Annotated in this window: 22 protein-coding genes; 9 read left to right on the top strand and 13 right to left on the bottom strand. The window is 70.7% G+C overall.

Going from position 1 to position 23,236, the window contains the following annotated elements:
* Positions 1-31: 31 nt before the first annotated feature.
* Together ACX80L_RS06405 and ACX80L_RS06400 are read right to left on the bottom strand one after the other, a co-directional pair.
* Positions 32-493 (bottom strand): hypothetical protein, encoded by a 462-nt coding sequence (locus tag ACX80L_RS06405; RefSeq protein WP_459288413.1) that lies wholly within the window; start codon positions 491-493, stop codon positions 32-34.
* Positions 494-548: 55 nt separating this feature from the next.
* Positions 549-2,000, bottom strand: coding sequence for an APC family permease (locus tag ACX80L_RS06400; protein ID WP_459288411.1), 1,452 nt, complete (start codon positions 1,998-2,000; stop codon positions 549-551).
* A gap of 194 nt (positions 2,001-2,194) precedes the next feature.
* On the opposite strand from ACX80L_RS06400, the gene ACX80L_RS06395 reads away from it, so the two are divergent.
* A complete protein-coding gene (locus ACX80L_RS06395) occupies positions 2,195-2,866 on the top strand; it encodes a pentapeptide repeat-containing protein (protein WP_459288409.1) in 672 nt (223 codons plus the stop codon).
* Positions 2,867-2,898: 32 nt separating this feature from the next.
* Here ACX80L_RS06395 and ACX80L_RS06390 read toward each other — a convergent pair whose 3' ends face one another.
* Complete coding sequence (locus ACX80L_RS06390) at positions 2,899-4,317, bottom strand: CPBP family intramembrane glutamic endopeptidase (RefSeq protein ID WP_459288407.1); 1,419 nt, start codon at positions 4,315-4,317, stop codon at positions 2,899-2,901.
* Positions 4,318-4,321: 4 nt separating this feature from the next.
* Positions 4,322-5,050, bottom strand: coding sequence for a YoaK family protein (locus ACX80L_RS06385; protein WP_459288405.1), 729 nt, complete (start codon positions 5,048-5,050; stop codon positions 4,322-4,324).
* 123 nt (positions 5,051-5,173) lie between these two features.
* Between ACX80L_RS06385 and ACX80L_RS06380 the strand changes: the two genes are divergently transcribed.
* From ACX80L_RS06380 to ACX80L_RS06355, 6 genes are read left to right on the top strand one after another with little or no spacing between them, the layout of a single operon-like run.
* Entirely contained in the window at positions 5,174-6,841 is a 1,668-nt protein-coding gene (locus ACX80L_RS06380) for an ABC transporter substrate-binding protein (protein ID WP_459288403.1), read from the top strand.
* A 1-nt stretch (position 6,842) separates the two neighbouring features.
* Positions 6,843-7,796, top strand: a complete 954-nt coding sequence (locus tag ACX80L_RS06375; RefSeq protein WP_459288401.1) for an ABC transporter permease — start codon at positions 6,843-6,845, stop codon at positions 7,794-7,796.
* Positions 7,796-8,686: an ABC transporter permease gene (locus ACX80L_RS06370; protein WP_133082698.1), complete on the top strand. Its 891-nt coding sequence runs from the start codon at positions 7,796-7,798 to the stop codon at positions 8,684-8,686. Before ACX80L_RS06375 ends, ACX80L_RS06370 begins: the two co-directional genes overlap by 1 nt.
* Positions 8,687-8,691: 5 nt before the next feature.
* Positions 8,692-10,500, top strand: a complete 1,809-nt coding sequence (locus ACX80L_RS06365) for a gamma-glutamyltransferase family protein (protein ID WP_459288399.1) — start codon at positions 8,692-8,694, stop codon at positions 10,498-10,500.
* The gene (locus ACX80L_RS06360; RefSeq protein ID WP_133082700.1) at positions 10,484-12,142 is read left to right on the top strand and encodes a dipeptide ABC transporter ATP-binding protein; all 1,659 of its coding nucleotides are present in this window, start codon (positions 10,484-10,486) and stop codon (positions 12,140-12,142) included. Before ACX80L_RS06365 ends, ACX80L_RS06360 begins: the two co-directional genes overlap by 17 nt.
* Positions 12,132-12,890, top strand: a complete 759-nt coding sequence (locus ACX80L_RS06355; protein WP_459267554.1) for a GntR family transcriptional regulator — start codon at positions 12,132-12,134, stop codon at positions 12,888-12,890. Before ACX80L_RS06360 ends, ACX80L_RS06355 begins: the two co-directional genes overlap by 11 nt.
* Here the strand turns inward: ACX80L_RS06355 and ACX80L_RS06350 are convergent.
* Positions 12,859-14,115, bottom strand: a complete 1,257-nt coding sequence (locus ACX80L_RS06350) for a phospholipase D-like domain-containing protein (protein WP_133082702.1) — start codon at positions 14,113-14,115, stop codon at positions 12,859-12,861. The genes ACX80L_RS06355 and ACX80L_RS06350 overlap by 32 nt on opposite strands.
* A 54-nt stretch (positions 14,116-14,169) precedes the next feature.
* Entirely contained in the window at positions 14,170-14,913 is a 744-nt protein-coding gene (locus tag ACX80L_RS06345) for an MBL fold metallo-hydrolase (protein ID WP_133082703.1), read from the bottom strand.
* Positions 14,914-15,087: 174 nt separating this feature from the next.
* Here ACX80L_RS06345 and ACX80L_RS06340 point away from each other — a divergent pair, with 174 nt between their 5' ends.
* Entirely contained in the window at positions 15,088-15,351 is a 264-nt protein-coding gene (locus tag ACX80L_RS06340) for a hypothetical protein (RefSeq protein ID WP_459267555.1), read from the top strand.
* 52 nt (positions 15,352-15,403) lie between these two features.
* Here ACX80L_RS06340 and ACX80L_RS06335 read toward each other — a convergent pair whose 3' ends face one another.
* The gene (locus tag ACX80L_RS06335) at positions 15,404-16,159 is read right to left on the bottom strand and encodes an SOS response-associated peptidase (RefSeq protein ID WP_459288397.1); all 756 of its coding nucleotides are present in this window, start codon (positions 16,157-16,159) and stop codon (positions 15,404-15,406) included.
* Between the two features lie 106 nt (positions 16,160-16,265).
* Positions 16,266-16,676 (bottom strand): hypothetical protein, encoded by a 411-nt coding sequence (locus tag ACX80L_RS06330; protein WP_133082706.1) that lies wholly within the window; start codon positions 16,674-16,676, stop codon positions 16,266-16,268.
* 258 nt (positions 16,677-16,934) lie between these two features.
* On the opposite strand from ACX80L_RS06330, the gene ACX80L_RS06325 reads away from it, so the two are divergent.
* On the top strand, positions 16,935-17,855 hold the full coding sequence (locus ACX80L_RS06325) for a phosphodiesterase (protein ID WP_459288395.1): 921 nt from the start codon (positions 16,935-16,937) through the stop codon (positions 17,853-17,855).
* A 12-nt stretch (positions 17,856-17,867) separates the two neighbouring features.
* On the opposite strand, the gene ACX80L_RS06320 is transcribed toward ACX80L_RS06325, so the two are convergent.
* The 5 genes from ACX80L_RS06320 to ACX80L_RS06300 form a co-directional block, all read right to left on the bottom strand.
* Entirely contained in the window at positions 17,868-18,668 is an 801-nt protein-coding gene (locus tag ACX80L_RS06320) for an MSMEG_6728 family protein (protein ID WP_459288393.1), read from the bottom strand.
* Positions 18,669-18,710: 42 nt separating this feature from the next.
* A complete protein-coding gene (locus ACX80L_RS06315) occupies positions 18,711-20,240 on the bottom strand; it encodes a stealth family protein (RefSeq protein ID WP_432206147.1) in 1,530 nt (509 codons plus the stop codon).
* 185 nt (positions 20,241-20,425) lie between these two features.
* Entirely contained in the window at positions 20,426-21,595 is a 1,170-nt protein-coding gene (locus ACX80L_RS06310) for a glycosyltransferase family 4 protein (protein WP_459288391.1), read from the bottom strand.
* 87 nt (positions 21,596-21,682) lie between these two features.
* Positions 21,683-22,432: a potassium channel family protein gene (locus ACX80L_RS06305; protein ID WP_133082711.1), complete on the bottom strand. Its 750-nt coding sequence runs from the start codon at positions 22,430-22,432 to the stop codon at positions 21,683-21,685.
* 121 nt (positions 22,433-22,553) lie between these two features.
* Positions 22,554-23,189, bottom strand: a complete 636-nt coding sequence (locus ACX80L_RS06300) for a DUF1684 domain-containing protein (protein ID WP_459288389.1) — start codon at positions 23,187-23,189, stop codon at positions 22,554-22,556.
* Between the last annotated feature and the right edge of the window lie 47 nt (positions 23,190-23,236).

Here is a 23,236-nt window from a genome sequence, read left to right as displayed (position 1 = left end):
GGGCCGCGCCGGCAGGACGCCCGGGCGCCGGTCAGCGGGTGCGCAGGGTGTGGCGGATCGAGAGCACGAAGAGCTGGACGACGGCGGTGCCGCCGCCGAGGAGGATCAGCGGCGGCGCGGCCGTCACGGTGTACTGGAACCACGGGGGGCCGGTGGGGCCCGACGGCGCGAGCGCCATGCTCTCCAGGTACTGCTGGTCGTGCAGGATCGGCGCCACGAGGAGGTAGGTGCCCGCCGCCAGGAGGACGCCCGCGACCAGCCACACCCACACGTCGAAGGGATTGCGGGGCGTGTCGTGCGCCGGGCGCGCCACCGTCCCGGGTCCCACCTCGCGGATCTCCGACGGATCGGCCGTGCGCCCGATGACCTGCGGCAGGGCGGGTGCGAGCGGCGCGGGGGATGCCATCCGCGATGCCGCATCGCCGTCGCCGCCACGCTGGTAGATGTCTGCGTAGCGTGGATCGTAGGTGCCCTGCATGCGGTCGCTGCTCATCGGATTCCCCCCTGGACTGACGATCGCTCCAGAGTAGATCATCGGCCCACCGAGGTCATCGGCGGCCGGACAGCTGCTCGAGGAGGCGCTCCTCGGCGTCGTGCCCCGGTGCGATGCCGCGGGGGATCCGCAGCAGGAAGACGACGCCGAGCACCCACCAGAACCCGAACAGGATCCACGGAGGCGGAGTGAGCGCTGCCGGCATGCCGGGGAGGTAGAGGCTCAGCAGGCAGACGCAGAGTACGACGGCGATCCAGCCGATCACGGTGCCGCCGTTGCCCGCCCCGCCGATGCGCAGCGGCCGCTCCATGGCCGGTTCGCGCCGGCGCAGGATCACGAAGACGAGCGCCACGAGGATGTAGGCGAGGACGATGCTCGGGGCTCCGGAGTCTACGAGCCACCCGAGCATCTGCGTGCCGAAGAACGGCGCTGCGAAGGACAGTGCGCCGATGAAGATCAGCGCGTTGACGGGTGTCCGGTAGCGGGGATGGAGGACGCCGAACCACCGGGGGAGCATGCCCGATCGTGACATCGAGTACATGAGGCGGGAGGCGCCCAGGAGCAGGGAGTTCCACGAGGTGAGGATGCCGGCGATCCCGCCCGCGATCAGGACGTTCGCCATGATGTCGGACCCGAACATCGCGCCCATCGCATCCGCCGTCGCGATGTCCGCGCCCGCGAGTTCGTCGGCCGGCATGGCGGAGGACGTCGTCAGGATCGTCATCACGTACCAGATGGTGGCGAGGACGACGGCGACGACGACGAGCCGGCCGATCTGCCGCGCCGGGATGTTGACCTCCTCCGCGGACTGCGGGATGACATCGAAGCCCACGAACAGGAACGGCACGACGACGAGGACGGCGAAGAAGCCCGCCGAGCCGCCCGTGAGGAAGGGCTGCATGTTCGCCGTCGAGCCGCCGGTGAAGCTCCCGAGGACCAGGACCAATCCGATGACCAGGAGGAAGACGACGACGAACGTCTGCGCCGCGCCGGCGATCTTGACGCCACGGATGTTGATGAGCGTGATCACGACCGCGGCGATGGCGCCCACGAGGGCCCAGGTGAGGTGCACCTGGTCGCCCGCGACGGTCCAGAGCGGGATACGGCTGAGATCCGGGAAGATGTACTCCGCCGTGCGGGGGAGTGCCACGGCCTCGAAGGCGACGATCGTGACGTAGCCGCCCGTGATGGCCCACGACCCGACGAAGGACCAGCGGGGCCCCATGCCTCGTAGCAGGAAGTTGTGCTCGCCGCCCGCCTTCGGCATGGCTGCCGTGAGTTCGGCGTAGGTGAGGCCGACGACCCCCATGATGACGCCTCCCGTCACCATCGCCAGCACCGCTCCGCCGGTACCGGCCGAAGCGATCCAGCCGCCGGTGAGCACCACCCAGCCGAATCCGATCATCGCCCCGAAGCCCAGGGCGAGTGCGTCCCAGTTGCCGAGGACCTTCAGGAGCGAGGCATCCTGCCCGCTCGTCGTGCCTGCTGCGCTGTCCGGTGTGGGCATGGCTACTCTTCCTTGGCTGGCCTCGTGGTTCCGGGCCGGAACCGACCGTACAGCGCCCTCCGGCGCTGCGCTGTGGGGCTGTGGTGGGTCCACTGTAGGTGATCCGGGGAGCCGGGTGAACTGTTGCGACGGCGCGGGTGCTTTGATGGAGGACGAGCTGCAGCAGGTGCGGCACCGGGACGATCGGGGAAGCGATGACACCGCGGGCAACACACAACAGGACTCCCGCGCCGCGGCTTGCCCTGCGGGCGCCGCAGGGCGTCACCCGGGTGGCCGAGCCGCGGCTGCTCGACGGCGACCACCGGGAGGGCGAGCACTACGAGCGGACCTCGTTCGACGGTGGGGAGCTTGCCGGCATCACCCTGCAGGAGTGCCTGCTCGAGGGCGTCTGCCTGAACGACACGGACCTGCGCGGCGCCCGCTTCCTCGAATGCGCCCTCGAGGACACGTATGCGCCGGTCTTCCGCGCACCGCGGAGCAGCTGGCGGGAGACGTCCCTGCGGAGCACGCGGTGGGGTTCCGCCGAGCTGTACGACAGCCGGTTCGACGCGGTGCACCTCGACGGCGGGAAGCTGGACTACGTGAACCTCCGCAGCTCCCAGCTGACGGACGTCCTGGTGAGCGACTGCATCATCGGCGAACTGGATCTGACCGGGGTCCGGGCGACCCGGCTGGCCCTGCGGGACTGCACCATCGGAACCCTCACCCTCGACGGCGCACAACTGAAGGACGCCGACCTGCGCACGAGCACCTTCCGCAGCATCCACGGTCTCGACGGCCTGCGCGGCGCCACGATCGACGAGTACCAGCTGCAGCTGCTGGCGCCGTTCCTCGCCGAGAGCATGGGTCTGCGCATCGAGGGGTGAGCCCGGATCACCGCCGCGGGGGCACCAGGCCGTCAGGCGGATGCGGACGAGCCGGTGCCCGGGTAGCCGGGTCCGCCGGGGTGCGCCGTGCCGGAGGGATGGCCGGGGCCCGGCGGATGGGCCGGTCCGGACGGATGCCGGTCGGCGGTGTAGTCCCGGCCCGGAGCGGGTGATGGCGCTGCCACGGAACCCTGTGCTGCGGACGAGGAACCGGACGAGGAACCGGACGCGGTCCGAGGCACCGGTGAGCGTCCGGACGGGCCCCCTGCGGAGGCCGCCGGCGCATCGACCGACCGGGCCGAGGTCGGGGCGGCAGATGAGGCGGGGGCGGGTCCGGCGGCCGGTGCGTAGTGCGCGGCGTCGTACTGCGACGGGTCGTAGGCGTGTCCCGGCGACCGAGGCAGCGACCGTGACTGAGGCAGCGCCGGCCCCTGCGCCCAGGGTGTCGCGCCGACCGGTGCCTGTCCGGCATGGGCGAACGGCGCGGGCATCCCGGCCGGGACCGAGGAAGCGGGGTAGGGCGGGCGCTGGACGGCGGTCAGGGGGGCCGCGGTGCGCGTCCGGGCGATGCCGCGGCGGTCCGCGAGGCGGACGATGACGACCGTGGTCACCGCCATGGTCGCCACGGACACGACGAGTCCACTCACGGAGCCGTCGGTCGAGTTCACGTCGACCAGCCCGAACGCACCGAGCACGAAGATGGTCATGTTGTTGATCGCGTGGACGGCGATCGCCGCCTCCAGGCCGCCGGTCCGCCACGTGAGCCAGCCCGCGACGACAGCGAAGACCGCGACGTCGGCCTGGCCGAGCGGGTCGTAGCCGTGGCCGAGGACGAAGAGCGGGACGGGCAGCAGGATCGCGAAGGCCGGGTGCCGCAGCCAGCTCCCGATCGCCTGCATCAGGAAGCCCCGGAAGACGTACTCCTCCGCGGCGGCCTGGAACGGGACCGCGAACAGGGACAGGGCCAGCAGGACGAGCAGGATCGTCGTGTCCTGCTGCACGGGGGCGGCGGCGGCCTCCTCGGGGAAGAGGAAACCGATCCCCGTCGAGACGGCGAGGCTCACGAGGAAGACGGACAGCGCCGCGACGGCGCAGACCCCCAGCCAGCGCCAGCGGATGCGGCCGGCCACCGAGGAGAGCAGGCCGAGGGGCCGTGGCCCGACGATCAGCACAGCGAGTGCGAGGGCGGGGATCATGAGGATCAGCGAGGCCAGGGTGAAGGCGAAGATCACCGGATCGGCGAGGTCGATCGCCGCTGCGGCGTCGAGGTAGGGCCCGATATCCGCCGAGGAACTCAGTGCGAGGACCACTCCGACGATCAGCAGGAGTACCGTGAGGACCAGGTAGAAGGCGACTCCGAGCAGTGCGGTGAGGAGCGGTCTCCACCAGCGGTGCTGCGGCCACGAGTGGGCCAAACGGTGGAATTCGAACTGCCGGTCAACCTGTTCCATGCTTCTACCGTAGTGCGGATTCCTTGGCGTTCTCTGCGACGGATTCCTTGCGGTCCCGCCGGTGGCGCAGGTGCCCGAGGAGTGTGACGACGGCGGAGAGCAGCGCCGATACGGCGATGCCGAGCCAGAGATCCACCGTCAGGGTCAGGGCGCCGACCACGGCTCCGGCCATGATCAGCGCGATGGCGGAGAAGCGGCGCGCCCAGAAGGGACTCTTCCCGCCGGCGAGGCGGGAATCCGAGGCGAGGCCCGTGATGGTGGACGTGACGACCACCGTGGTGATCTCGGCGACCTTCAGGCGCTTCGCCGTCGCGGCCTGGACGCCCATCATCGTCGCCAGCACCGACGTCGTGATGCTCCCCAGCACCTCCTCGGCGTGCACGTCCACGAGGGCGACGTACACCGTGAGGGCCGTCAGGCCCACGGTCACGGCCAGGAGGGCGATCGACGTGCGGCCGGACCACCCCTCCGGGCCCTTCCGCAGGACACGCCCGGCGAGGGCGGCGCCGACCATGAAGAAGACGAGGGCCAGTGCGGGCCGGAGGATCGGCAGGTCCGCCCCGCCGGCGAAGGCCATGCCCAGCAGCACCACGTTGCCCGTCATGTTGCCCGTGAAAACCCGGTCCAGGCCGAGGTAGCCGACGGCGTCGATCACACCCGTGGAGAAGGTCAGGGCGAGCATGAGCCACAGGTGGAGCCGGTCGGTCGCTATACGCGGATTCTTCTTTCCCATGAATTCCCTCGGTAACAGCCTTGAAACGAATGTATACGAAGCTTATCGTCGTACAGGCGATTGTATTCAATCTTTCGATCTCCCTGCAGAAGCAGTTCCATCCTTCCGTTCGTGAGGAACCCCATGCAGCACTCCACCCCCACCCCGGCACCCCGCAGGAGATCCGCCCGGGCCGCCGGACTGCTGGCGGCCGCGGCCGTCGCCGTGACGGTCCTGACCGCATGCCAGCCGGTCCAGCCGTTGCCGGCCGCCCCCGTCCGTGAGGACGTCACCAGCGTGCCCATCGGGGACGCCGCAGTCCGTGAGGGAGGAGACCTCGTCATGGCACTCTCCGCCGAGCCGGACAAACTCGACCCGACGACGTCATCGTCCCTCTACACGCGCTACGTCATGCAGACCATGTGCCAGAAGCTCTACGACATCGACGCCGACGGGGAACTCGTACCGCAGCTCGCCACAGCGCTGCCGGAGATCTCGGACGACGGACTCACGGTCACGATCCCCGTGCGCACCGACGCCGTGTTCGCCGACGGTGTCCCCTTCGACGCCGATGCCGTGCGCGCCACCCTGGAGCGCCACCTCACGCTCGAGGGCTCGACCCGCAAGAGCGAGCTCGGGCCGATCACGGAGATCCGTGCCGTCGGCCCGGACCGTGTGCAGATCCGCTACGAGCGGCCCTTCGCGCCGCTGGCGGCCGCGCTCGCCGACCGCGCGGGCATGATGCTCTCGCCCGAGGCCATCGAGGAGAAGGGCGCGGACTTCGGGAGCAGCCCGGTCTGCGTCGGACCCTTCAAGTTCGTCGACCGCGTGCCGCAGACCTCCATCACCGTCGAGCGCGATCCGCTCTACTACGACGCCGCCAACGTGCACCTGGACACCATCACCTACCGGATCATCACCGACGCGAACATCAGGGCCGCGAACCTGCGCTCCGGCGACGTGCAGGTCGCCGACACCATCTCGCCGCAGGACATCGACGCCCTGCTCAAGGAGGACGGGCTCGGAGTGCTGCAGGTCGGCTCGCTGGGCTACCAGGGCCTCACCGTGAACGTCGGCAACACCGACGGCGTGGGGGAGCCCGTGGGCACCATCGCCACGCCGCTCGCCCAGGACAAGGCCATCCGCCTGGCGCTGTCCATGTCGATCGACCGGGAAGCCCTCGTCAACACGGTGTTCAACAGCTGGTTCGAACCCGCCTGCTCACCCGTCTCGCCCGACAGCCCCTACGCCTCCGAGGCCAGCGAGGCGTGCCCGCCGTACGACCCGGACGGCGCGAAGAAGCTGCTCGAGGACGCCGGCGTCGAGACGCCGTACCCGATCGAGATGCAGGTGACCAACACCCCGGACACCCTGCGCTACGGTCAGGCGCTGCAGGCCGCGGTCGCCGACGGCGGCTTCGACCTCACCGTGGTGCCGGTCGAGTACTCCACGCTCCTCGACGTGCAGTCCCAGGGCGACTTCGAGGCGCTGCAACTCGGCTGGTCCGGACGCATCGACCCCCACGGCAACATGTTCAACTTCCTCTCGACCGGCGGCGGCAACAACTACTCCGGCTACAGCAATCCCGAGGTGGACGACCTGCTCACCGACGCGGCCCAGATCAACGACGTCGCGGAACGCGCGGCACTGTACGGGGACGTCGTGGAGCGGCTGCACGAGGACAACCCCCTGATCTACCTGTACCGGCAGCGGAGCCTGACCGCGTACAGCACCGACATCGCCGGTGTGGAGACCTTCGCCGACGGCGTCGTGCACCTCAGCGGCGCGGCATTCATCGAGACGGAGAACTGACATGGGCCGTTACGTGTTCACGAAACTCTGGCAGTCGGTCCTCACCCTGGTCCTGGCCTCGATCGTGGTCTTCGTCGGGGTGCGCCAGCTTCCCGGCGACCCGGCCCTCGCCATGGCGGGGGAGGAGGCGACACCGGAACAACTCGCCGCGGTCCGCGCGGAGATGGGCCTCGACCAGCCGCTCGTGGCCCAGTACCTCGCCTTCGTGCGCAACATGTTCCGCGGCGACTTCGGCGAGTCCACCCGGACGGGGACACCCGTGACCGAGCTGATCGCCACCACGCTGCCCGTGACGCTCTGGCTCTCGGCGTACGCGATCGTCGTGGCGATCGTCGTCGGGATCCTCTTCGGCGTCATCGCCGAGCGGTTCCGCGGCCGCTGGCCTGAATGGGTGGCGAACGCCTTCGCACTGGTGGGCCTGTCCGTCCCCAACTTCTGGCTCGGTATCCTCGCCATCCTGTATCTCGCGGTGACGCTCGGCTGGTTCCCCGCCTCAGGCTATGTGGATGTCCTCTCGGATCCGCTGCGGGGCCTGTACTACCTCACGCTGCCCGCGCTGATCCTCGGGACCGGGCTCGCAGCGGTGATCATGCGGCAGACCCGCGCCTCGATGATCGAGACCATGACCACCGACTACGTCCGTACGGCCCGCGCGAAGGGGCTGGGACGGAGCCGTGTGCTGGTGCGCTACGGGCTCCGGAACTCGCTCATCGTCGTCGTCACCATCGTGGGCCTGCAGCTCGGTGGCCTCATCTCCGGGGCCGTGGTCACCGAGCGGATCTTCGCGCTGCCGGGCTTCGGCAAGCTCACCCTGGACGCCGTCTTCACCCGCGACTATCCCGTCATCCAGGCCGTGGTGCTGATCATCACCGTCAGCTACATCCTCATCAACCTCGCCGTGGACATCCTGTACTCGGTGGTCAATCCCAAGATCCGTGTCGGAGGAGCCAACTGATGGCCGTCGAAACACTGCCCCCCGGAACCGCCGGGGCAGGCCTGGGCTCCGGCCGCGGCCGCATCCTGTCCTCGCTCCGCTCCAACCCGCTGGGCATCACCGGCGGCGTGATGCTCGTCGCCGTCGTGCTGGCCGCGCTCCTCGCCCCCGTGCTCGCGCCCTATCCGCCCACCGAGGTGCACTTCGACACCCCGTTCCAGCGGCCCCTGACCGAGGGCTTCCTGCTCGGCACGGACGACCTCGGCCGTGACGTCCTCTCCCGTCTGCTCTTCGGGATCCAGACCTCGCTGCAGGTGGGTGTCCTCTCCGTGCTCCTCGCGGTCGTCATCGGGACGCCGCTCGGTCTCCTGGCCGGGTACTCCCGCGGATTCGACGCCGTCATCTCACGCCTGACCGACGTCACCCTCGCCTTCCCGTTCCTCATCATCGCCGTCGGACTGGCCGCGATCAGCGGGCCCAGTCTCGGCAACGCGGCGGTCGCGCTCGGCATCGCCCAGATCCCGACGATGATCCGGGTGGTGCGCGGCGAGACGCTGCGCATCAAGGAGAGCGACTTCGTGCTCGGCGCCCGCACCATGGACGCGTCGCCGACCTGGATCATGCTGCGGCACGTGCTCCCCAACGCGACGTCGGCCATCATCGTCCAGGCGACGGTCATCATGCCCGTCGCGGTGATCGGCGAGGCCCTGCTGTCCTTCCTCGGGCTCGGCATCCAGCCACCCACACCGAGCCTCGGCATCATGCTCTCGGACGCCCAGCAGTACATCTTCCGGGCACCCAGCGCGGCCATCTTCCCCGGCATCGCCATCGCCGCGATCTGCCTCGCCTTCAACCTGTTCGGGGACGCCCTCCGCGACGCCTTCGACCCGACGAACACCACCCGAAAGTGACGACGATGACGTACACACCCCCACCCTCCTTCACCACGCGGCCCACCCTCCAGGGCACCTTCGGCATGAGTGCGTCCACGCACTGGCTGGCCACCGCCTCCGCGCAGGCCGTGCTCGAGCGCGGTGGCAACGCCTTCGACGCCGCCGTCGCCGGCGCGTTCGTGCTGCACGTCGTCGAACCCCACCTCAACGGACCGGGCGGCGACATGACGGGTGTCTTCGCCACGGCCGACGAGCCGGGCCGGCCCGTGGTGCTCATGGGACAGGGCCCGGCACCGGCCGGTGCCACGCGTGAGCACTACCTCGCCGAAGGCCTCGAACTCGTCCCCGGCGCCGGAGCCCTCGCCGCCGCCGTCCCGGCCGCCGTCGACGCCTGGCTGGTCCTGCTGCGCGACCACGGGACGTGGGAACTGGAGGACGTGCTCGCCTTCGCGATCGGCTACGCCCGCGACGGCCACCCGGTCGTCGGACGCGTGGGGGCCACCATCGCCGCCGTCGCGGATCTCTTCACCGAGCACTGGCCCACCTCGGCGGCCCTCTGGATGCCCGAGGGCCGCCCCCCGCGCGAGGGCGAGGTCATCCGCAACGAGGCCTACGCCCGTGTCCTCGGGTCGCTCGTCAGCGCGGCCTCGGACGGCGCCACCCGCACCGAGCGGATCGACGCAGCACGCCTCGAATGGCGCACCGGCCTGGTCGCGCAGGCCGCCGCCAAGTTCGTCCGGACGCCGCACCGGCACTCCTCCGGCCTCGACCACGCCGGCGTCCTCACGGTCGACGACTTCGCCGGTTTCGAAGCCGGCTACGAGGAGGCGACCACCCTCGAGTTCCGCGGCTACACGATCGCGAAGACCGGACCGTGGGGCCAGGGCCCGGCCCTGCTGCAGACCCTCGCCATCCTCGACGGGTTCGACGACGAGCGCCTCGACCCGTCCACCGCGATCGGCGCGCACACCATCCTCGAGGCGCAGAAGCTCGCCATCGCCGACCGCGAGGCGTACTACGGCGACGCCGACGTGCCCCTGGACCACCTCCTCTCGGCGGGCTACGCCGCGGAGCGGCGGGCCCTCATCGGCGACGAGGCATCCCTCGAGTTCCGCCCCGGCACGGTGCCCGGCGTCGAGCCGTTCCTCCCGCCCCTGCGCACCGGCTACACCCCGCCGGCACTCGCCGACGGGAGCGGGTTCGCCGGGGTGGGCGAGCCGACCGTCTCGCGTGAGGGGGAGACGCGCGGCGACACCTGCCACATCGACGTCGTCGACTCGGCAGGCAACATGGTCTCCGCGACACCGAGCGGCGGCTGGCTGCAGTCCTCGCCCACCATCCCCGAACTCGGCTTCTGCCTCGGCTCACGGCTGCAGATGACCTGGCTCGAGGAGGGCGGCCCGTCCACGCTGCAGGCCGGGAAGCGGCCCCGCACCACGCTCACCCCGACGCTCGTCCTGAAGGACGGCCGGCCCGTGGTCGCCCTCGGGTCCCCCGGAGGCGACCAGCAGGACCAGTGGCAGCTGCTGTACCTCCTGCGCACGATCGTCGGCGGCTACTCGCCCCAGCAGGCCATCGACGCCCCGTCCCTCCACACGACATCCATCCCCGGCTCCTTCTGGCCGCGCACCTGGGAGCCGGGCGGTGCCGTCGTCGAGGACCGGCTCGGGGCGGACGTCATCGCCGACCTCGAACGGCGGGGCCACGTCATCACCCGGGCAGGGGACTGGTCGCTCGGCCGGCTCTCCTCCGTCACCAGGGACCACGAGACCGGCGTGCTGTCGGCCGCCGCCAATCCGCGAGGAGCACAGGGCTATGCTGCAGGACGCTGAGAACATCCTGGAAGTCACCGATCTCGAGGTCGCCTTCGGCGGAACACCCGTGCTGCACCGGGTCGGCTTCTCGATGCGGCGCGGCGAACGCGTCGCCATCGTCGGGCAGTCCGGGTCCGGCAAGTCGACCGCCATCGGGGCGATCCTGCGGCTGCTCCCGGGCAGCGGGCGGATCACGCACGGTTCCATCGTGCTGGGTGCCGGACGCACCCGGGGCGACGTCGTGGACCTCGCCACCGCCTCCGAACCCCTGATGCGGGGCATCCGCGGCCAGCGCGTGGGCCTCGTGCCGCAGGACCCCATGTCCAACCTCAATCCGGCCATGAAGATCGGTCCGCAGGTGGCCGACGCGATCGTCGCCAGCCGGCGCGACCTCGGGAAGCCGGATCGGGCCGACGTCAAGAAGCGGGCGATCGCCCTGCTCTCCGAGGCCGGGATCCCCGACGCCGGACGCCGCTACGGCCAGTACCCGCACGAATTCTCCGGGGGCATGCGCCAGCGCGTGCTCATCGCGATCGCCCTGGCGGGAGAGCCGGAGCTGCTGATCGCCGACGAGCCGACCTCGGCGCTCGACGTCACCGTGCAGCGGCAGATCCTCAACCACCTGCAGTCGCTCGTCGACGCGCGCGGGACCTCGCTGCTGTTCATCACGCACGACCTCGGGCTGGCGGCGGACCGCACGGACCGCATCATCGTGATGTCGGAGGGCCGCATCGTCGAAGTGGGGACGCCCCGCGAGATCCTGCTGGACCCCCGGGAGGAGTACACGAAACAGCTCGTCGCGGCGGCGCCCTCGGTGGCGGCGGTCCTCGACGCGGAACCCCTGGCCGAGCCGCCGGCACCGGCGGAGGTCCGCCCGCCGTCGATCCTCGTGGTCGACGGCCTCGTCAAGGAGTTCGCCCTCCGCGGGCAGCGCGGCGGCACCGTGCGGGCGGTCGGTGACGTGTCCTTCGAGGTGGCACGCGGGACGACGACGGCGGTGGTCGGGGAGTCCGGCTCGGGCAAGACGACGGTCGCGCGCATCATCCTCGGGCTCGAGACCGCATCATCGGGGGAGGCCCTGATCGACGGGGAGTCGCTCACCACCACGCGCGGGAGCCGGCGCCGGGCCCTGCGCCGGAAGGTGCAGCCCGTCTTCCAGGATCCCTACGGTTCCCTCGACCCGACCTACAGCATCGAGCGCCTGATCGACGAGCCGTTGCGCATCTTCGGCGTGGGCGACCGCTCGAGCCGGCAGGAGAGGGTCGCCGAACTCCTCGACCAGGTGGCCCTGCCGCGCAGCGTCGCCCAGCGCCGGCCGAACGAGCTCTCCGGCGGGCAGCGACAGCGCGTCGCCATCGCGAGGGCCCTAGCCCTCGAACCGGAGCTGCTCATCTGCGACGAGGCCGTCTCCGCACTGGACGTCCTCGTCCAGGACCAGATCCTGACGCTGCTGGCAGACCTGCAGGAGCGGCTCGGGCTCACATACCTGTTCATCACGCACGATCTCTCGGTGGTGCGCCAGATCGCCCACCAGGTGGTGGTCATGCGGTCGGGCGAGGTCGTGGAGAGCGGCCCGGTGGACGACGTGTTCAACCGCCCGCGGGCGGACTACACGAAGGAGCTCCTCGGAGCCATCCCCGGTGCGGCCTTTGCGGCCTGACCAGGACGCGGCGGCGCCGCAGCGCGTCCTCGACGCCATCCGCCGGGACATCATCTTCGGTGCGCTGCGCCCCGGCACGCGCGTGACGGAGGCGGCGCTCGCCGGGAGGTACGGTGTGTCACGCGTGCCGGTGCGGGAGGCGCTGCGGGCCCTCGAGGCGGAGGGTTTCGTCGAGTCGAGGCCCTACGCCGGGTCCACTGTCGCCGAGATACCGCTCGATGACGCCGAGGACCTCTTCGCGGTGCGCGGCGTCATCGAGTCGACGATCGCCCGCCGGGCGGCGCGCCGTGCTGCGGCGCAGTTCGCGGCGGACGCGCCGAGCGCCGCGTGGTGGTCGGCGCGGCGCGCCCTGACCGACATCCTCGACGACGGCGACCGCGCCGTGGCGGCCGACGCCCTCGTGGACCTGCCCGAGCTGAACATCCGGTTCCACCTCGGCGTCGCGGAGCTCAGCGGGAGCTCCTCGCTGGCCGCGCTCCTGCGGCAGATATCGGGGAAGATCGAGTGGCTCTACGCGGCCGACGTCGACAACCGTGGCAAGCAGTCCTGGGGCGAGCACCGCCTCGTGATGGCGGCGATCGACGCGGGGAACGAGGCCGAGGCGGAGCGGCTCATGGCCGCCCACGTGGGATCCTCCCAACGGGGCTACCTGGAGCGCTTCTCGGCGCCCTCCTCGGGAGCCGGGGCCGGGGCCGCCGGAAGTGCGGGACCCGGGACTACAGGAACGGGCGCAGCGGAGCGAGGATGAGTTCGCTGGCGCGGGCCACGACATGGCGGCCCTCCCACTCCTCCTTCGTGAGCACGCGGCTGTTGGAGGAGTCCACCTCGAAGATCTGCTCCATCGTGGCGGCGAGTGCGCGGTCGAAGATCTCCAGGTTGATCTCGTAGTTCCCGGTGAGGCTGAGGCGGTCGATGTTGGCCGTGCCCACGGTGCTCCACTCGCCGTCGATCGTCGCGGTCTTCGCATGGATCATCGAGTTCTGGTACAGCAGGATCTGCACGCCGGCCCCGATGAGCGACGAGTAGAACCCGCGGGACAGCCAGTCGGACACCACGTGGTTGGATTCCTCGGGCAGGATCACGCGCACATCCACACCGCGGCGGCTCGCCCGCAGGAGGGCGTCGAGGATCTGGCGGTCCGGGATGAAATAGGCCGTCGTGATGAAGATGTGCTTCTCGGCACGGTTGATCGCGTCCAGGTAGATCCCGCGGATGGGGAACACCAGGTACGCCGGGATGTTGTTGACCGCCCGGATGCGGGGCTCCCAGAAGGAGGCGCTGAGATCCGGCAGGAGGGGCCTGCGCGGGATGGCGCGGAGGTTCCAGAAGCTGACGAAGGCCTCCCGGAGCTCCCAGACGGACGGACCGCGGATCTCCAGGTGCGTGTCGCGCCACTTCGTCGCATAGTCCGCGCCGATGTTGTAGCCGCCCACGAAGCCGACCTCGTCGTCGACCACGAGGACCTTGCGGTGGTCGAAGCCGGTTCCGCGGATGTTCGTGAAGACGATGGACGGGCGGAGGACGGGGAAGCGGTAGGCGTTCACGAGGGGGTGGAACGAGTAGAAGAACGGATTCACCACGAGGTTCGCGAAGCCGTCGTAGATGACGAAGACCTTCACACCGCGCTCCGCTGCCCGGTTCACGGCATCGCGGAACCGCGCCCCGACGGCGTCGCCCTTCCAGATGTACGTCTCGAGGAGGACCTGGTGCTCGGCCTTGTCGATCGCCGCGATCATGGCGTCGTAGAGGTCCTCGCCGTAGGTGTAGACCGTCGTGTCCGTGTCGGCGATCGTCGTCCGGAAGGTGCCCGGCTGCGGGAAGCCCGGACGCCTGGTACGCCGGCGTTTCTGGTAGGCGTCCACCCCGACGAGCCCGGCGATGACCACGGCCTGTGCCGAGAACAGGGTGACGGCCGCGCGTTTCGCCGTGGTGCGTGCGAATCCGAATATCGTCTTCTGCTTCAGCCAGCCCATGCGCCCAGCGTATCCTCTCGCCGTTGCACCGATGCGCCCGACGACGGCACGCGCCTAGTGACCGCCGACCTCCAGCGCCTGGGCCACCGCCGACTCCACGCCGGCACGCCACGGGAAGCCGTGCCCCGGCAGGACGGTGCGGGCCGCCGTGGCGCGCAGCGCGTCGAGCGAACGCAGTGCCGTGGCGGTGTCCGCCGTCGCCGCTCGCGCCACGACCTGCGGACCCGGGTGTCCCGTGTACGGGTCGAGGGTCACGAGGGCGTCCCCGCTGATCACGGCGTCGCGGTCCGGGAAGTGCAGGCCGCAGTGGCCCCTGGTGTGGCCCGGGGTCGGGACCACGAGGGGGGCGCCGGGCAGCGCCGCCGCCGCCTCGGGGGTGAGCGGGAGGGTGTCGCGGATGCCCTTGACGGCCACGGCCCCCGCGACGGTCATCCGCAGCAGGCCCGGAACGGCCCGCGGATACCTCAGGGGGTAGAGGAACGGCGAGCTCTCGTGCTCGTAGCTGTAGGGGTGTGCGGCGATGTGCGCGTCGTCCGGGTGACAGTACACGGGGATCCCGTACCGGGACCGCAGGTGCTCGGCCGTGCCCACGTGGTCGAAGTGCCCGTGCGTCAGGACGACGGCGCGGATGTCCCCGACCGCCCTGCCGATGCGGCCCAGGGCCTCCAGCAGCACGGTCTTCGACCGGGGGAGCCCGGTGTCCACGAGCAGGATGCCGTCGTCGTCCTCCACCAGGTACACATTCGTCCTGGCGTGCTCGACGTAGTGGATGCCGGGCGCGATGTCCGTCCTGATCATGGTGTCTCCCTCTCTCCTCGCCTGACTCCGACCCTAGGCACCGCGGGGCAGGGCGACAAGCATGCGCGGAAGGGTTCTGCGGGCTTCCCATCCGAGGTGCGCGTCGCTACGTTGATGAACAGACCGACGACGGTGCGCACGGCGGCCGGTGGCGGTAGCCGGGAAGGTACGGGAATGAGCACGGGCATGAGCGAGGAGGAGCAGCAGCGCCGCACGTGCGCCGCGTTCCGGTCCACGAGCCTGAGCACCTACGACCTCTGGCTCCGGTACTTCAGCCTCGGCGGCAACGTCGGGGAGGAGGAGATCGACGCCTACCTGTACAGCTCGTTGCTGCTCCCCCCGTTCGAGCGGGACATGCTGGCACTCGCCGTCAACGAGTACATCGCGGACCTGCCGCCGGCCCCGCGGGCCACGTTCAGCGGGACGGACCGGTCCTGACCTCGGTGACCTGACGTCGGTGACCTGACGTCGGTGACCTGACGTCGGTGACCTACAGGAGCGTCTGCTGTTCCCCGTCGGCCGTGACATCACCGGGGAGGGGGTCGATGAGGTCCGGCCCGTTGTTCCGCACGGAGCCGACCCGGTCGCCCACCAGGCGCGGGACGAGGTGCGGGTCCGGGATGGCGTCGAGCAGTTCCTGGACGGCCGGGCGCGAGTCGTTCCGCGGATCGAGCCAGTCCCCGCGCAGCTGCGGCGGGACGATCACGGGCGTGCGGTCATGGATCTCGCCGAGGGCGTCGCTCGCCGGACGCGTGATGATCGAGCAGCTCACCACCCACGAACCCTGGGGATGCTCCGCCGACGCGGTCGAGGGGTCGCGCCAGAACTCGTACAGCCCGGCGAACCCCAGGTGCGAGCCGTCGGCGCTGTGCAGGTAGACGGGGGTCTTCGACCCGTCGTCGTTCTTCCTCCACTCGTAGTACCCGTCGGCGGGGACGAGTCCGCGGCGCTTGAGCGCAGCGGCACGGAAGGACGGCTTCTCCAGAACGGTCTCGCTGCGCGCGTTGATCATGCGTGCTCCGACCGCCGCGGACCGCGACCAGGAGGGGATGAGCCCCCAGCGCGCCGGCTCGAGCCGCCGCGTCAGTTCCCCGGTCTCCGGATCCAGCCGCTCGACGACGAGCTGCACGGTGTCCGTCGGCGCGACGTTCCACGAGGGTTCGACCTCGTCCACGAGCGCCTCGTCGACGTCGAAGGCGTCGATGAGGGCGGCCCTGTTGCCTGCGATCACGAAGCGCCCGCACATGCCGTTCCTCCCGTGTCCTGTGGGTCCTCCCGGAGCGAGCCCCAGGAGGGACCCGGCTGTGCCGATGCGCCCGGACCCTCCTGGCGCATCGGACGCCGCAGCCGGTCTACTTCTTCCTGCGGTCCAGGATGAGGGACAGGGCGATGCCCACCATCCAGACGTCCTTCGCGACGGCTGTGCCGTCCTGCGTGGGACGGATGCCGTCCTCCTGGGTGAGTTCGGGGGTCCGGAGGTACATCGTCATCATGCCCGACGAGAAGGCGAGCAGGCCCAGACCGGCCACCCTGCTCGGGACGAACGGCGCGAGCAGCACCGAGCCGAGGGTGATCTCCGCCGCCGCGAGGTACCTGCCGAACTTCTCCGCCTCGAGCCGGCTCAGCTGGGGGAAGGCCTTGGCGGCCATGGACTGGAGGTAACCCGCGGAGCCCTCGTCCAGGCCGGTCTTCCCGAGGCCCGAATTGAGGATGAAGGCGCCCGTGGCGAGACGGAGGGGGATGTGGCTGGGGCGGAGTCCCATGGTGATGCCTTTCGCTGCTGGAAGAATGCTTCGCTTGTGAAGCCTACGGCGCGTGCTGCCGCCCCGCCAGTACTCCCGCATTCCCTCCGGGCACCCGGGCGGCCGCCCGGCGCGGGAGGGTGCCTGCGGGATCGCCGCTGGTGCCCGCGCGCAGGAGTTTCCCCGATGTTCTCCGACGTGCCGCAGTGAGTTCATCGGGTGGGCCGGCACCTCTGCTGGAATGGTCGGACACGACGATCAGCTATCGGAGTAGGTTCCATGGTCCCCAGGACAGCAGAACACCCCCGGCCGCAGCACTTCCTCCTCCACCTGAGCGACACGCACCTCGTCGCCGGCGACGGTCCGCTGTACGGCGCGGTGGACAGCGAGCAGCGGCTGCGGGAGGTCTTCGACGACCTCGAGGCGTCAGGCGCGCGCCCGCAGGCCATCGTGTTCACGGGCGATCTCGCCGACAAGGGGGAGCCCGGCGCGTACTCGAAGCTCAGGGCCCTGGTGGATCCTGCGGCGGCCCGCCTCGGAGCCCGGGTCATCTGGGCGATGGGAAACCACGACGACCGGGCCGCCTTCCGGGCGGGCCTCCTCGACGAACGCTCGTCCGTCCGCGCGGACGCTCCGGTGGATGCGGTGCACTTCGTCGACGGACTGCGCATCATCACGATGGACTCGACCGTTCCCGGCCACCACCACGGCGAGTTCACCGCCGAGCAGCTCCGGTGGCTCGCGGGTGAGCTGGAGGTGCCCGCACCGCACGGGACCATCCTCGCCCTGCACCACCCTCCCGTTCCCAGCGTCCAGGACCTGGCCGTCCTGGTGGAACTGCGGGACCAGCGCTCCCTCGCCGGTGTCGTCCGCGGCTCGGACGTGCGGACCATCCTCGCCGGGCACCTGCACTACTCCACGACCGCGATGTTCGCCGGCGTCCCCGTCTCGGTGGCGAGTGCCACCTGCTACACGCAGGACCTGCTGTTCGACGGCGGCGGCACCCGCGGACGGGACGGCGCGCAGTCCTACAATCTCGTGCACGTGTTCGAGGAGACGATCGTCCACTCCGTGGTCCCGGCGGGCCGCCACACCCCGGTGGGCGAGGTGGTCCCCCGGGAGGAGGCCCGCCGCAGGCTGGACGCGCACGGCGTGACGATCACCGACGGGCGCCGGGTGCGCGAACTCGCCTCCGCCTGAGGCGCGGGCCGGTCAGTCGTCCAACGCGTCGGGCAGGCCGACGCTGAACAGCGTCCTCGGATCCTGCAGCAGCGCGGGTGGGTCGAAGTCCGAGCGCTCCAGCCAGCCATGGAGGCTGGCCGGGCGGAGGAGTCCGTCCTCGTGCATGAGGACGCGGCCGACGCGACCGGTACGGAAGTGCCGGCCGTCCGGATCGGCGATGGCCACGGCGTCGCCGTCCTCCAGTGCCTCCTCGAACGTGTGCAGCTGCCGCTCCCATTTCGGGGCTGCGCGCCCGCTGGGCGGGACCGGGGGCATGAGCAGCGTGGCATCGCCCTCCGGCGGATGCGACGCCGCACGCCACACCCACAGCCGGCGCCCCTCCGGCTCGGCCGGGACGAGCTCGTGCTCCGGTTCCGGCCAGACGTACGGCAGGTCCTCGGGGATGCCGGGGAACCTGCTCCGGTAGATCTCCGGAGCCTTCTGGATCAGGTTCGACTGGTGGCTGACGTGGAGGGCCGGGTCCCCGAGCCATGGCGGCATGGCCACGTCGGGGTCCTCGAGGACCCCGGGCGCGAACTCGAGGATCTGCCGGTGCGTCGTGTCGGCATGCCCGCGGGAGACCCACTCCGCGACCATGGCCAGCCCGTACACGGTCAGCGCCGGGACGTAGCCCATCCACATGCGGATCGCGGGGTGCTGGCGCCAGCCGTAATCAGGGATCACGAGTGCGCGCAGTGCCTGCAGGGTCTCCACCCGTTGCTTGCCGAGCCTCGCCTGGTCCAGCACCGCGGCGCTCGCGGCGAAGTCGGGGTACGGCAGGAAGGTCTGCATGCCGCCAGTCTCGCATGCGTCCCCGACGCCGGGACGGACGCCTCAGATCTCCCAGGGAGCCTTGACCGGGAAGTACTTCTCGAGGAAGTCCCGGACCAGGTGGGCCCGCTCCTCGGCGGGGACCTCGGGGAAGCTCCCGTCATTGAGGCAGAAGAAGTCCTGGTTGCGCTTGTCGAGCAGCTTGATGAGGCTGCTCAGCCCGGAGCGCATCGTGGTGTCGACGTACTTGACCTTCGCCATCTCCTGGGTCACGGCACGCCCGGTGAGCAGGGCGTAGTAGTGGTACAGGGAGTTGGTGACGGAGATGTTGTCCTTGGCGCGGAAACGCGACGCCGCCGTGGCCGCGAACTCGGCCGCGAACTCGTCCTCCATCTCGAGCAGCACGCTCTTCCGCAGGGGCGCTGCCGTGTGCTCGAGGTGCCGGGTCGTGATCCTGCCGAAGCGCTCGTGCAGCAGGCGCCGGTTGACGCGCGCCGCGTTCTCGAATCCGCTCCGGTCGGCGTCGTTCTCGCCGAGTCCGATGCGCGTGTCGGCCTCGATGAACTTCGTGATCCCGCCGGGCGAGAAGAACATGTCGGGAGCGACGGGACGTCCGAAGAACATGTCGTCGTTCGAGTACAGGAAGTACTCCGACAGTCCGGGGATGTGCTGCAGCTGTGCCTCGACGGCCTGGGAGTTGTGGGTTGGCAGCACGGACGGATCGCTGAAGTGCTCCTCGGAGCGGACGAGCGTCACCGACGGGTGGTCGGCGAGCCAGGCGGGCCGGTCCGAATCGGTGGCGATGAAGATGCGCCGCACCCATGGCGCGAACATGTAGACGGAGCGCAGCGCGTACTTGAGCTCGTCGATCTGGCGGAAGCGCGCCTCGTGGTCGTCGCCCTCGCCGACCACCACGCCCTGCATGCGGGCGGCGCGGGCCGCCTGGTACTCGGGGCTGCTGCCGTCCACCCAGGAGAAGACGAGGTCGACGTCGAAGTCGATGTCCGTCGCGTGGTCCGCGAACATGTTGTCGATCGTCGGCCAGGAGAGGCCGTGCCGTACCACCTCGCCACGCACCACCTCGGCAGCGGGCAGGGTGCGGCGGGTCAGGGAGTTCTCCACGGGCAGCTCGATCGTGGTCTCGCCCAGGGCCCAGAGCTCGATCTGCACCCCGGCGGACGGCCCGTAGGCGAGACCGCCGAGGGGCTCGATGCGCGGGCGGAACAGGCGGAAGATCCGGGCCCTGCCGCTCTTCGAGAGCTCGCCGTCACCGACGAGCAGGGTGGTGCGCCGCTTCGTGTCGACGGTGCGGGAGTAGAAGGGCTCGTCGCGGCACGCCTCGACGAGCGCTGCGCGGAGCTTCTCGCGGTCGTTCAGGTCGACGGCGATCACGGGCCGCTGGTCGTTGCCGCGCACCAGCAGGAACCCGATGCCGGCGTCGTCGAGGGCCGTGCGGATGAACAGCAGGTCCTCGACCATCGCCTGGTGCGGCGTGCGGTCGGAGTTGATCAGCGTGAAGCGCCGTTTGACCGTGGTGATGTCGGAGCGGCCGTCGAAACGGGCTACCGCCGCGCGAGACGCCGACTCGAGGATCTCGGCTTCATTCTCCGGCTCGGGTGCGCCGAAATAAATGTCGTGTTGGGCAGCGGTGTCTGTAATCGGAACCTCCGGGGGTGGGTGTGTCGAATCCCCATGATAGGGCCTGTGGGGGTGCCGCGATTGCGACGAGGCACGATACCGCTTCGGGTGGGTGCCGTCCAGCCTTCCGGCCGGCGGGTTCAGTGTTGCACGGGAGCCCTGCGGTGCTCGGCGACGTCCGCGCGTTTCCGCTGCACGGCGATGGCCTTCCCGTAGTAGGTGGTGAGCTGCTCGCAGAGGACGGGCCACGTGCGCCCCTGCACCGAGGCGTGGGCGGCCCGGCCGAACGCGCGGCGCTTGGCGTCGTCGCCCACCAGGTCGGCCACAGCGGCGCGGAGGCCCTGGAGGTCCCCGGGCCCGTAGATCCATCCGGTGCGCGACGGGTCCACGAGGTCCAGGGGGCCGCCCCGGCCCACCGCGACCACCGGCACCCCGGAGGCCATGGCCTCCTGGATGGTCTGGCAGAAGGTCTCGGACTCTCCCGGGTGGACGAAGAGGTCGAAGGTCGCCACCCTGCGCGCGAGGTCGAGGCCGGCCTGGAACCCGGCGAAGTGCGCGCGGGGCAGGCGTGTCCGCAGCTCCTCCTGCTGCGGACCCGATCCGATGATCACGAGGCGGGTCCCCGGCAGCGCGTCGAGCACCGCGAGGTCCTCCACCTGCTTCTCCGCGGCGAGCCGGCCCACGTAGCCGATGATGCGCTCGTGCGGCTCGGCGACGGTGGCCCGCCAGGCGGCGTCGAACCGGTCGGGTGAGAACCGTTCGGTGTCGACGCCGCGCCGCCACAGGTTCAGCCGCTGCACCCCGCGGGACCGCAGCTGATCCAGCGCGGCGGAGGACGGGACGAGCGTCAGCGTCGAGGCGTCATGGATGTTCTGCACGCGCTGCCACAGCAGCGGTTCCAGCCACGGGAAGCCGTAACGCGCCGCGTATGCGGGCACCTCGGTCTGGTAGACGGAGACGGTGGGCAGGCCGAGCTGCGCACTGGCCTGCACGGCACGCCAGCCGAGGACGAAGGGGGAGGCGACATGCACGACGTCGGGCCGGAAATCCGCGAGGAGCCGGCGCACCCGGGCCACGGTGCCGGCGGCGAGCCGCACGGTCGCGTACCCGGAGAGGGGTACGGAGGGCAGGGCGTGGACGGGGTAGCCCTCCACCCACGCCGGTGCCTCGTCGTCGGACCGGGACGACGACGGCGCGATCACCAGGACCTCGTCTCCCCGGCTGCGCAGGTGGGCGAGCACGTGGAGCAGCGACTGGGTGACCCCGTTCATCTGGGGCAGGAACGATTCTGCGACAACGGCGATCCTCACCGGCCCAGCGTCGCCCGCGCAGGCGGAGGGGTGGCCACGGAAGGATGGAGGCCGGGTGAACGTCGGGCGAAATCGCCGTCCCGGCGGTCACTCGGGGCCGGGGCGACCCTGGTGGGAGCCGTGGGTGAGCTGCCGGGTCAGGGTGTCGATCTGCAGGCTGACGCTCTTGAGCTGGTCCTGGACCTGGGTGTCGGACTCGGCGGTCCGGCCCTCCGCGGCCTGCGCGGCGGCGACGTTCTCCACCAGCCATGAGGCGAACGCCGCGGTGACGGCACTGAGGACCCCGATCCCGCCGATCATCAGGCCTGCCGCGATCAGGCGCCCGGGTCCGGTGACGGGGTAGTAGTCGCCGTAGCCCACGGAGGTGACGGTGGTCAGCGCCCACCAGAGCGCATCGGGGAGGGTCACGATGGTCGCCCCCGGGGCGTCCTGTTCGACGTCGAGTACCGCGAGTGCGCCCGCGTACCCGAGCACCGTCATAGCGGAGACGACGTAGAGCACGATATGGCCGCGCAGCGCGTCACCGCCGGAGCGGTTGAGGACGCGCAGGAGGGGGATCAGCCGCAGCAGCCGGAGGGGCCGCAGCATGGGCAGCAGCAGGATGACGAGTTCGTGCAGGTGACGGAGGAACCAGCGGCCGCGCGCGGGTGCCAGGGCGAGATTCACGAGGTAGTCGAGGAGGAAGAGCCCCCAGACACCCCAGACGACACCCTCGAGGAATCGCGCGGCGGCAGGTCCGGGATCTCCCGTGACCTGGATCGAGTAGGCCGCGAGGTAGAGGACGGCGGCGATGATGAGGGGCACCTCGGAGCGACGGCGCCACTGGTCCTGCTTCATCGGGTCGTGTTCATCGGGTCGTCCTCATCGTTCGGGCTCCTCGCCGGTGGACGGCGCCCACGTCGCCGTAGCTCCCAAGCCTACGGACTGCCGGGCCGTCGCGCAGTGCCGGCCCGACCGGTCAGTACGCGCGGTAGAGCTCGCCGACCGGGGCCTCGTCGAGCAGCCGGTTGCCCGGCCCGGGCAGGGGGCAGGCCCACTCCTCGTCGTAGGCGCAGGAGGGGTTGTAGGCGAAGTTGAGGTCGACGACCAGGCTGCCGGGTGCGCGCCCCTCACCGAGGTGCGCGCCCTTGATCGTGTCGAGGACGTAGCGTCCGCCGCCGTACGTGCCGCCGGGCCTGCCCGCGGTGGCGTCCCGCACCGGGAGGAAGAGCCCGCCGCCGTAGGATCCGAGCTTCCAGAGGGCCAGTCCACCGAGGCCCGGCAGCAGGAGGGTGCCGAGGCGGTGGAACGGCACGACGCCGTCCGTGCCGGTGGCGACCTCCATCAGTTCGCCCGCGCCGTCGTCGTCGAGGATCGCCTCGAAGCGGAAGGCGGGATCGTAGGGCGCGACGGCCAGGCCGCGGAAGGAGGACCTGGCCTGTTCCGACAGGGCCGACGCCGGATGGACCCGGAACAGCTCGTCGCGGCCCGTCCGCCACAGGGCGTGCGCCGCTTCGGGGGACTCCGCGACGGCGCGCTCGCGGACGTCGGCGTACAGGCCGAACACGCGCCGGCGCCAGTCGGCCGTGGCCAGTGCGGTGGTGGCTGCTGTCATACGGACAGGCTACCGTCGGGCGGTGCTCCACGGCAGGCGGACCGGGT

The organism is Arthrobacter sp. MDT1-48-3, from assembly GCF_054511015.1.
Note: the sequence above shows the minus strand (reverse complement) of the source record. Positions and strands in the feature narration are given on the sequence as shown.